We start from the raw sequence: 1,061 nt of genomic DNA on the forward strand, positions 1-1,061 counted from the left end.
CTATGCCAATGGCAACACCCGCGATCGCCAGGGGCGGCTGATCACCTGCGAGCACTCGGTGACGCGGCGCGTGGTTCGCACCGAGAAGAACGGGCGCATGACGGTGCTGGCCGACAACTACCAGGGCACGCGCCTCAACGCGCCGAACGACGTCGTCGTCAAATCGGACGACACCGTCTGGTTCACCGATCCAACCGTCGGTATCAACGGCGAGTGGGAAGGCTCCAAGGCCGTGCCCGAGCAGGTGACGACCAACGTGTACCGCATCGCGAAGGACGGCAAGCTGAGCGCGATGATCACCGATCTCGTCAACCCGAACGGCCTGGCGTTCTCGCCCGACGAGAAGAAGCTCTACGTCGTCGAGTGGAAGGGAACACCAAACCGCAGCATCTGGAGCTACGACGTATCACCCGACGGCACGGGCGTCGAGAACAAGACCAAGCTGATCGACGCAGACGGGCCGGGGTCGCTCGACGGCTTTCGCGTCGACCGCGACGGCAATCTCTGGTGCGGCTGGGGTTACTCGGGCGCGGTTGCGGCCGAGCCTACCGACATCGGTGGTGGCATGAAGGCCTACCTGCCGACCGGCAAGTCGGAGGAGATGGACGGCGTGAAGATCTTCAATTCGCAAGGCAAGCCCATCGGCTTCATCCGCCTGCCCGAGCGCTGCCCGAATCTCGAGTTCGGAGGCCCGAAGCGCAATCGCCTCTACATGGCGAGCAGCCATTCACTCTATGCGCTCTATGTCGAGGCCCACGGCGATTGGGCATGCAGCTTGAAAGCGCCACCCTGCGTCGCCGGGGGCCCGGTTTGATGCCGCTGTTGCGAAGGTCTTGCCCGATGTCTCCGGCGAACCACCGAAAGATGTTGGCCCGGTTTCTCCATCCGTCGCTGAATCGCACGAAAAGAAAGCCTCGCTCTGCGTTGCCGAGCGCGTCGACCGGTATGCCGGCAGCGCGCAAGGCCGTGATCTCGGCGTCGGTGTCCATGTCGAATGGCAGCTTCAAGGTGATCGTTGCGCTGTGAATGGGGTGCCTTGGCATTGCTTTGCTTCCTTCAAA

2 protein-coding genes are annotated in these 1,061 nt (G+C 63.1%); both read left to right on the plus strand.

Going from position 1 to position 1,061, the window contains the following annotated elements:
- Positions 1-814, plus strand: an 814-nt coding sequence (locus tag ACSFA3_RS25680; protein ID WP_435508138.1) for an SMP-30/gluconolactonase/LRE family protein, incomplete at its 5' end; no start/stop codon positions are given.
- Positions 815-833: 19 nt separating this feature from the next.
- Positions 834-1,061, plus strand: a 228-nt coding sequence (locus tag ACSFA3_RS25685; protein WP_435508139.1) for a hypothetical protein, incomplete at its 3' end; no start/stop codon positions are given.

Source organism: Variovorax glucosi, from assembly GCF_051216695.1.
Lineage (GTDB): Bacteria > Pseudomonadota > Gammaproteobacteria > Burkholderiales > Burkholderiaceae_C > Variovorax.